The organism is Actinomadura harenae (assembly GCF_003696215.1).
In the GTDB taxonomy this organism is placed as follows: domain Bacteria; phylum Actinomycetota; class Actinomycetes; order Streptosporangiales; family Streptosporangiaceae; genus Spirillospora; species Spirillospora harenae.
This window is the reverse complement of the sequence record NZ_RFFG01000094.1, coordinates 23481-30402: the sequence shown is the minus strand read 5'-3', so window position 1 is coordinate 30402 and position 6922 is coordinate 23481. Positions and strand designations below refer to the sequence as shown.

The 6922-nt window shown below is 71.7% G+C and carries 7 protein-coding genes and 1 pseudogene; 4 read left to right on the top strand and 4 right to left on the bottom strand.

The window, feature by feature from the left end:
* The 3 genes from EBO15_RS34255 to EBO15_RS34245 form a co-directional block, all read left to right on the top strand.
* The coding region (locus EBO15_RS34255) for an aminotransferase-like domain-containing protein (protein ID WP_147481788.1) at positions 1 to 1132 on the top strand (1132 nt) is incomplete at its 5' end.
* A 67-nt stretch (positions 1133 to 1199) separates the two neighbouring features.
* The gene (locus EBO15_RS34250; protein WP_122198624.1) at positions 1200 to 1598 is read left to right on the top strand and encodes a cupin domain-containing protein; all 399 of its coding nucleotides are present in this window, start codon (positions 1200 to 1202) and stop codon (positions 1596 to 1598) included.
* 245 nt (positions 1599 to 1843) lie between these two features.
* Entirely contained in the window at positions 1844 to 2362 is a 519-nt protein-coding gene (locus EBO15_RS34245; protein WP_122198623.1) for a hypothetical protein, read from the top strand.
* A 12-nt stretch (positions 2363 to 2374) separates the two neighbouring features.
* Here the strand turns inward: EBO15_RS34245 and EBO15_RS34240 are convergent.
* The 4 genes and pseudogenes from EBO15_RS34240 to EBO15_RS34225 form a co-directional block, all read right to left on the bottom strand.
* A pseudogene (locus EBO15_RS34240) lies at positions 2375 to 2485 on the bottom strand (acyl-CoA thioesterase II); the annotation flags it as partial.
* A gap of 79 nt (positions 2486 to 2564) precedes the next feature.
* On the bottom strand, positions 2565 to 3071 hold the full coding sequence (locus EBO15_RS45505) for a hypothetical protein (RefSeq protein ID WP_122198622.1): 507 nt from the start codon (positions 3069 to 3071) through the stop codon (positions 2565 to 2567).
* 342 nt (positions 3072 to 3413) lie between these two features.
* Positions 3414 to 4277, bottom strand: a complete 864-nt coding sequence (gene tesB, locus EBO15_RS34230; protein WP_122198621.1) for an acyl-CoA thioesterase II — start codon at positions 4275 to 4277, stop codon at positions 3414 to 3416.
* Positions 4278 to 4336: 59 nt separating this feature from the next.
* Positions 4337 to 6424: an ATP-dependent DNA helicase UvrD2 gene (locus EBO15_RS34225; protein WP_122198620.1), complete on the bottom strand. Its 2088-nt coding sequence runs from the start codon at positions 6422 to 6424 to the stop codon at positions 4337 to 4339.
* Between the two features lie 164 nt (positions 6425 to 6588).
* On the opposite strand from EBO15_RS34225, the gene EBO15_RS34220 reads away from it, so the two are divergent.
* Positions 6589 to 6873 (top strand): glutaredoxin domain-containing protein, encoded by a 285-nt coding sequence (locus tag EBO15_RS34220; RefSeq protein WP_122198619.1) that lies wholly within the window; start codon positions 6589 to 6591, stop codon positions 6871 to 6873.
* Positions 6874 to 6922: the final 49 nt, after the last annotated feature.

The following is a 6922-nucleotide window of genomic DNA, read 5'->3' as shown; positions in this document are numbered from 1 at the left end:
GCCGCCCGTCCGCGGACGGGCCACGCCGGACGCCGTCCGGCACGACCTGGTCCCCGGACGGCCCGACACCCGCGCCTTCCCCCGCGACGCCTGGTCGGGCGCCATGCGGCACGTCCTGCGGGAGGCCCCGGCGGACGCGTTCGGCTTCGGCGACACCCGGGGCCGCCCCGAGCTGAGGACGACGCTGGCCGCCTACCTCGGACGCGTCCGCGGCGTGCGCGTCGACCCGGCCAACCTGCTGATCTGCTCGGGCTACACGCAGGCGCTCGACCTGCTCGCCACCGCGTTCGCGGGGCTCGGCGTGCGGGCGGTCGGCATGGAGACCCCCGCCATCGGCGACCACGTCACGATCGTCGCCGCGAAGCTGCCCGTCGCCGACATCCCCGTCGACGCGGAGGGCGTCTCCCTCGCGGCCCTCGAGGCCTCCGGCGCCGAGGTCGCCGTCTGCACCCCGGCCCACCAGTTCCCCCTCGGGACGACCATGTCGCCCGCCCGCCGCTCCGAGCTCCTCGCCTGGGCGGACGAGACGCTCGGCTGGATCGTCGAGGACGACTACGACGGGGAGTTCCGCTACGACCGGCGTCCCGTCGGGGCGCTCCAGGCGCGGCGTCCGTCCCGGACCGTCTACGTCGGATCCACCAGCAAGACCCTGGGGCCGACCGTCCGGCTCGGCTGGATCGCCTGCCCGCCCCACCTGCTCGAACCCCTCATCGAGGCCAAGCGCCGCGCCCGGGGCACCACTCCCCTCGACCAGCTCGCGCTCGCCCGGCTCATCGACACCGGCGGGTACGACCGGCACCTGCGCACCGTCCGGCGCTCCTACCGCGCGCGCCGCGACCTGCTCGCCGAGGCCGTCCGGACGGGCCTGCCGGGCGCCCGCGTCCTCGGCGTCGAGGCGGGCCTGCACGCGATCCTCGAACTGCCGTCCCACGCGCCGGACGAGACGACCGTCGTCAAGGCCCTCCGGGACGCGTCGATCCACGTCCATCCGCTCGGCCAGTACGAGCGTCCGGCACCCCGGCGCGACCGTCCGCCGTCCCTCATCGTCGGCTACGGAACCCCGGCGTCCCACGCCTACGAGGCCGCGATCCGCGCGCTCGTCGACAGGCTCCGCGTCCTCACCGCGCCGTGAAGCGGCCCGATCCGGCAGCGGCGAAACGGCCCAAACCCGCGATCCATCGCGGCCTAGGTTCCATGACATGCGGAACGTGGAACAGCCGACGAGCTCAGTGACCGTCCTTCAGGAACAGCAGCCGGACATCCCCGACGAGGCCCGCGTGATGACCATCCTCGTCGAACTGCCGCCGGGAAACCCGGGAGCCCCGCCGCACCGCCACCCCGGCCCCGTCTTCGGATACATGATCGAAGGGGAGATGCTCTTCGAGATGGAAGGCGAACCCGAACGCGTCATCCGCGCCGGAGAGGCGTTCTGGGAGACGGGCGGCGACCCCATCCACTACAAGGGCGCCAACAACCTCACCGACCAGTGGACCCGCTTCGTCGTCCACGCCCTGTGCCCTCCAGGCGAGCACTTCCTCAAGCTCGTCCCCGAGGAGGAACTGAAGCAGCGGGAGTCCCGCCGGGCCCCGCGCCCGTAGTCCACGCCTGGGCGTGCCGCCATGGTGCGGTACGCCCAGGTCGGGGGCGTTTTCTGGCGAATCTCGTAGGGCGCGAACTTCTTCGCCCTCTCAGGAGATCCAGACGCCGAATTCGTGGGTCGGGTTCGGCGCGGGACGGGTCGGATTGATCACGTCGCGCCGCACCAACCCCCGGGACGGAGCCCGCATCACACCCCGTACAGCGCGATCACGGAGACCGCGCACCACGGTTGGGAGCTCCCCCCATGCGCAAGATCCTGCTCACCGGCGTGACCGCGGCGCTGGCGCTCAGCCTGACGGCCTGCAACTTCAACGCCAGCGGCAAGGTCGAGGCCGCGCCCGGCTCCACCGGCCCCGGCTCCACCGCGTCCGCTCCGAGCGAGACCGGCCCGACGAGCGGCACGCCCACCCGGACCCCCAGGGCGTCCACCCCCGGCTCCCACGGCTCCCAGCCCGGCCCCGCGTCCAAGCCCTGCGACGCGAACCTGTCGCCCATCCGGCAGGGCGCCTGCCAGATCACGTCCAAGTGGGGACGACTGCGCTACCTGGCCCCGGGCAAGTACACCGTCGGCGACACCGCCTTCTTCACCACCCAGGACACCGTCCTGGTCGTCGCGAGCGGCACCTGCCCCGACGGCACGAGCTCCGGCCCCAACATGCACTGCAGCCTGGACGGCATCGACAAGTGGGTCCAGGCGGCCCCGCACAACGCCACCGTCCACTTCAACGGCGGAAACGCCACCAAGATCCAGGAAACCCAGTGACACCCGCCGCCATCAGCCGTCGGTAACACGAATGAGCCCCTCCTGCATAACGGAGGCGACGAGGTCGCCGTCGCGGGTGAAGATCTGGCCTCGGGCCAGGCCCCTGGCGCCGCCGGCGAAGGGGGGTCTCGGTGCGGCTGGCGAACGCGACGTCCCGTGCAGGAAGCCGCCCGAGGTAGGCGATGTCGTGGCGGAGGCCCGCTTAGATGACGGACCATTCTCGGCGGGGGATCCGTTCCGAGTCGTCCGCGAGGGCGGCGTTGACCATGAGCGGGCGAGTGAGGAGATGGTCACCGGCGCGTTGAACACGGAGGTAGAGCCCAAGGTCCAGCGAGCCGGGCTCGTAGTTGCCGCCATAGTAGAAGGGCAGATCTCTGGCTGCGAGGTAGTCCTGCAGCCACTGCTCCATGACCGACGGGACCTGTGCCACCAGGTCGACGCCATCCAGAGTGATCTGGGGGCCGGTCCGCATGTCGCCGGCGATGGCGGCCAGCCGCTCCTCCACGAAATACAGGTGCACACCGCACTCTTGGACGCTGTACCCGACGGCCTCCCATCCTCGGAGGTCAGCGGGCTGCACACCGAGCGCGACCGCCACTTGGTCCGCGTTCATCCCGAATGCCAGCGGCCCGACACCATGAAGCGGCGTGAGCTCCCACCGATCCCGCTCGGCGTTAGGTTTGACCGCCCACGGGTTCCAGTCCTCCACTGACTCCCCTCCGAGGTGATGGCGGTCGACTACGACGTGCGCGAGCCAATGGCGATCACGGCTGAGCCGAATCCCACTCGCGGGCAGCGGGGGCGATTCATCAGCGCGCGCGGCCGAGCGCGCACTCCCCCCTCAAGCACGAACACCTGGATCCATTGGCTGATCTCCGCACACTCCCCGCACAGTGATTCTGATGAAGGACGTGCAACGACGGCTGACAATGGCGGCAGGCGGAGACGGGCGCGCGAAGAACTTCCTTCAGCTTCCGCGACTTCAAATCCGCCTTCGGATTGCCAACGCGCGCGTAGCTCACGAACACAGCAACACTCGCGTTTCAGCTGGTCAGCTGTCGGTTACGCGGATTAGGCCCTCTTGCATGACGGAGGCGACGAGGTCGCCTTCTCGGGTGAAGATCTGGCCGCGGGCCAAGCCTCTGGCGCCGCCGGCGAAGGGGGTGTCCTGGTAGTACAAGAGCCAGTCGTCGGTTCTGAAGGGCTTGTGGAACCACATGGCGTGATCGAGGGAGGCGCCCATGGTGCGCTTGTCGCCCCAGGCCAGGCCGTGGTTGAGCAGGACGGTGTCGAGGAGCGTCATGTCCGACGCGTAGGTCATGAGGCAGACGTGGAGGAGGGGGTCCTCGGGGAGGTCGTCGTCGACCTTGAGCCAGACCTTGGACTCCGGGGTGGCCAGGGTGGTGTCCTTGGCGGCCTCCCAGGTCAGGGGGGTGGCGTGCCGGACGTCGAAGGGACGGCGGTTGACGAACTCCTCGGCGGCGCGCTCGCCGAAGACCGGGATGAGGCGGTCCAGGGCGGTCGGCAGGGACTCGGGGTCCGGGGCGTCCGGGATGGGGGCGTGGTGGGTCGGGCCGTCCTCAGTGATCTGGAAGGACGCCGAGAGGCTGAAGATCGCCTTGCCGTGCTGGATGGCCAGGACGCGCCGGGTGGTGAAGGAGCGGCCGTCGCGGACCCGGTCCACCTGGTAGACGATCGGCACGGACGGGTCGCCGGGCCGGATGAAGTAGGCGTGCAGGGAGTGCACGGCGCGGGTCGGCGGGACGGTGCGCCCGGCGGCGACGAGGGCCTGGCCGGCGACCTGGCCGCCGAACACCCGCTGCTGGCGGTCCTCGGGGCTGCGGCCCCGGAAGATGTCGTTCTCGATCTGCTCCAGGTCGAGGATGTCCAGCAGCGCCTTCACTGATTCCTTCACGGGGATCAGTATCCCGAACGGGGGCGTGTGAGCGGGCTCTCACCCCCCGCCGTGCGGCGTCAGCGGCCGCCCAGGAGGGACAGGACGTCCGAGCCGAAGCGGTCGAGTTTGACCCGGCCGACGCCGGGGATCCGCGCCAGTTCGTCCAGGGAGGACGGGGCGCGCTCGGCGATCGCCTGGAGGGTCGAGTCGGTGAAGATCACGAAGGCGGGTTCGCGGCGCTCCTCGGCGGTGCGGGCGCGCCAGTCCTTGAGGGCGAGGAGGACCTCCTCGTTCAGCTCGGCCGGGCAGTCCTCGCAGCGGCCGAGCTTCTGCTCGATCGCGGCGGTGAGCGGACGGCCGCAGACCCGGCACGGCTGCGGGCCGGAGCGGCGCGTCCGGCGGGACGCGGCGCGGTCGACGCGGGCGGGCACGGGCGTGCCGGTCTTGCTGGTCAGGCCGTCCAGGAAGCGGGACGGCTGCCGGTAGCGGTCGCCGCCGGGGTCGCGGGACAGCGCCCACGACAGGTGCAGGTGGGCGCGGGCGCGGGTGACGCCCACGTAGAGGAGGCGGCGCTCCTCCTCGACCTGCTCGGGCGTCTCGGCGTACTTGATCGGCACCATGCCGTCGGTGAGGCCCATGACGAACACCGCGTCCCACTCCAGGCCCTTGGTGGCGTGCAGGGACGCGAGGGTGACGCCCTCCAGGGTCGGCGCGTGCTGGGCGGCGGCGCGCTCCTCGAGCTCGGCGACGAAGTCGGCGAGGCCGGCGGACGGGTTGTCGACCGCCATGTCCTCGGCGAGCTGGCCGAGGGCGGCGAGGGACTCCCAGCGGGACCGGGCCGCGCCCGCGCCCTCGGGCGGCGCGTCGGTGAGCCCCGCGCCCATGAGGACGTGCCGGACGGTCTGGATGAGCCCGAGGCCGTCGAGCTCGGCGTCGCCGCCGGCGCGGGCGGCCCCCCGGAGGCGGACGACGGCCTCCCGCACCTCGGGGCGTTCGAAGAACCGTTCCGCGCCGCGCAGGACGTACGGGACGCCCGCGCCGCTCAGGGCCTCCTCGATGCGGGCGGACTGCGCGTTGATCCGGAACAGGATCGCGATCTCGCGCGCCGGGACGCCCTCCTCGATGAGCTTGCGGCAGCGCTGCGCGATGTCGGCGACCTCGGACACGTCGTCGCCGTACTCGCTGAAGACCGGGTCCGGGCCGTCCTCGCGCTGGGCGACGAGTTCGAGTTTGTGGCGTTTCGCGGCGTCGCCCCGGGCCCGTCCGATCACCTCGTTGGCGAGCCTCACGACCTGCGGGGTGGAGCGGTAGTCGCGGACGAGCCGGACGACCTTGGCCGCCTCGTGCTCCTTGGTGAAGTCGAGCAGGTAGGACGAGGTCGCGCCGGTGAAGGAGTAGATCGTCTGGTTCGGGTCGCCGACGACGCAGAGGTCGTCGCGGTCGCCGAGCCAGGTGTCCAGGAGCATCTTCTGCAGGGGGTTGACGTCCTGGAACTCGTCCACGACGAAGAACCGGTACTGGTCGCGGACCTGCCGGAGCACCTGCGGCTCGTCGTGCAGGATGGCGACGGTCAGTTCGAGCATGCCCTCGAAGTCGAGCAGGTTGCGCTCGCGGCGCAGCCGGTCGTACTCGGCGTAGACCCGGGCGACCTCGACCACGTCGGTGGACGGCCTGCGGCCCGCGCGGGACGCGGCGTCCATGTAGTCCTCGGGCCGGTGCTGGGTGACCTTGGCCCACTCGATCTCGGACGCGATGTCGCGCAGCTTCGACGGGTCGGACTCGCGGATCCCGCACTCGCGCGCCGCGTCCCGGACCAGCCCGATCTTGGATTCGATGATCTTCGGCGGGTCGCCGCCGACCACCTTCGGCCAGAAGTAGGACAGCTGCCGCAGCGCGGCGGCGTGGAAGGTGCGGGCCTGCACGCCGGGCGCGCCGAGCGCGCGCAGCCGGGACCGCAGCTCGCCCGCGGCGCGTGTGGTGAACGTCACGGCCAGCACCCGCTGCGGGGTGACCACGCCGGTCAGGGTCGCGTACGCGATCCGGTGGGTGATCGCGCGGGTCTTGCCCGTGCCCGCGCCCGCCAGCACGCACACCGGGCCGCGCGTCGCCTCCGCCACCGCCCGCTGCTCGGGGTCCAGTCCCGCCAGCACCGCCTCCGCCTGCATCCCCCCATGGTGTCAGGCCGGGCGGAATGCTCGGGGACGGGCGGGCCGGAATGCCCGGGGACGGCCGGGCGTTGTCGTCCAGAGCACGATTCCTTGCGTGCGGAGCACGACCCCTGTCCCCAGCCCGATCCCCCGTCCGTCCAGGTGAGGAGCCGACGAGAGCGATGACGACGAAGGCCGCCGAGAAGTCCGACCAGCAGGGCCGGATCACCATGTACACCACCACGTGGTGCGGTTTCTGCCGCCGCCTCAAGACCCAGCTGGGGCGCGACGGCATCGAGATGGTCGAGGTGGACATCGAGCGCGACCCGAAGGCCGCCGAGTTCGTGATGAGCGTCAACGGCGGCAACCAGACCGTCCCCACCCTCGTGATCCAGACGCCGGACGCGGGCGAGGTCGTCCTGACCAATCCCAGCGCCAAGGAGGTCAAGCGCCTCATCGGCGCCTGACGCGGGGCAGGTCGGCCGCCGGTTCCGGCGCCTGACCGCCCGCCGCACT

Bases quoted from the DNA above. Each gene is read 5' to 3' on its own strand.
- EBO15_RS34250 (WP_122198624.1), top strand. From the start codon at position 1,200: ATGCGGAACGTGGAACAGCCGACGAGCTCAGTGACCGTCCTTCAGGAA.
- EBO15_RS34245 (WP_122198623.1), top strand. From the start codon at position 1,844: ATGCGCAAGATCCTGCTCACCGGCGTGACCGCGGCGCTGGCGCTCAGC.
- EBO15_RS34225 (WP_122198620.1), bottom strand. From the start codon at position 6,424: ATGCAGGCGGAGGCGGTGCTGGCGGGACTGGACCCCGAGCAGCGGGCG.
- EBO15_RS34220 (WP_122198619.1), top strand. From the start codon at position 6,589: ATGACGACGAAGGCCGCCGAGAAGTCCGACCAGCAGGGCCGGATCACC.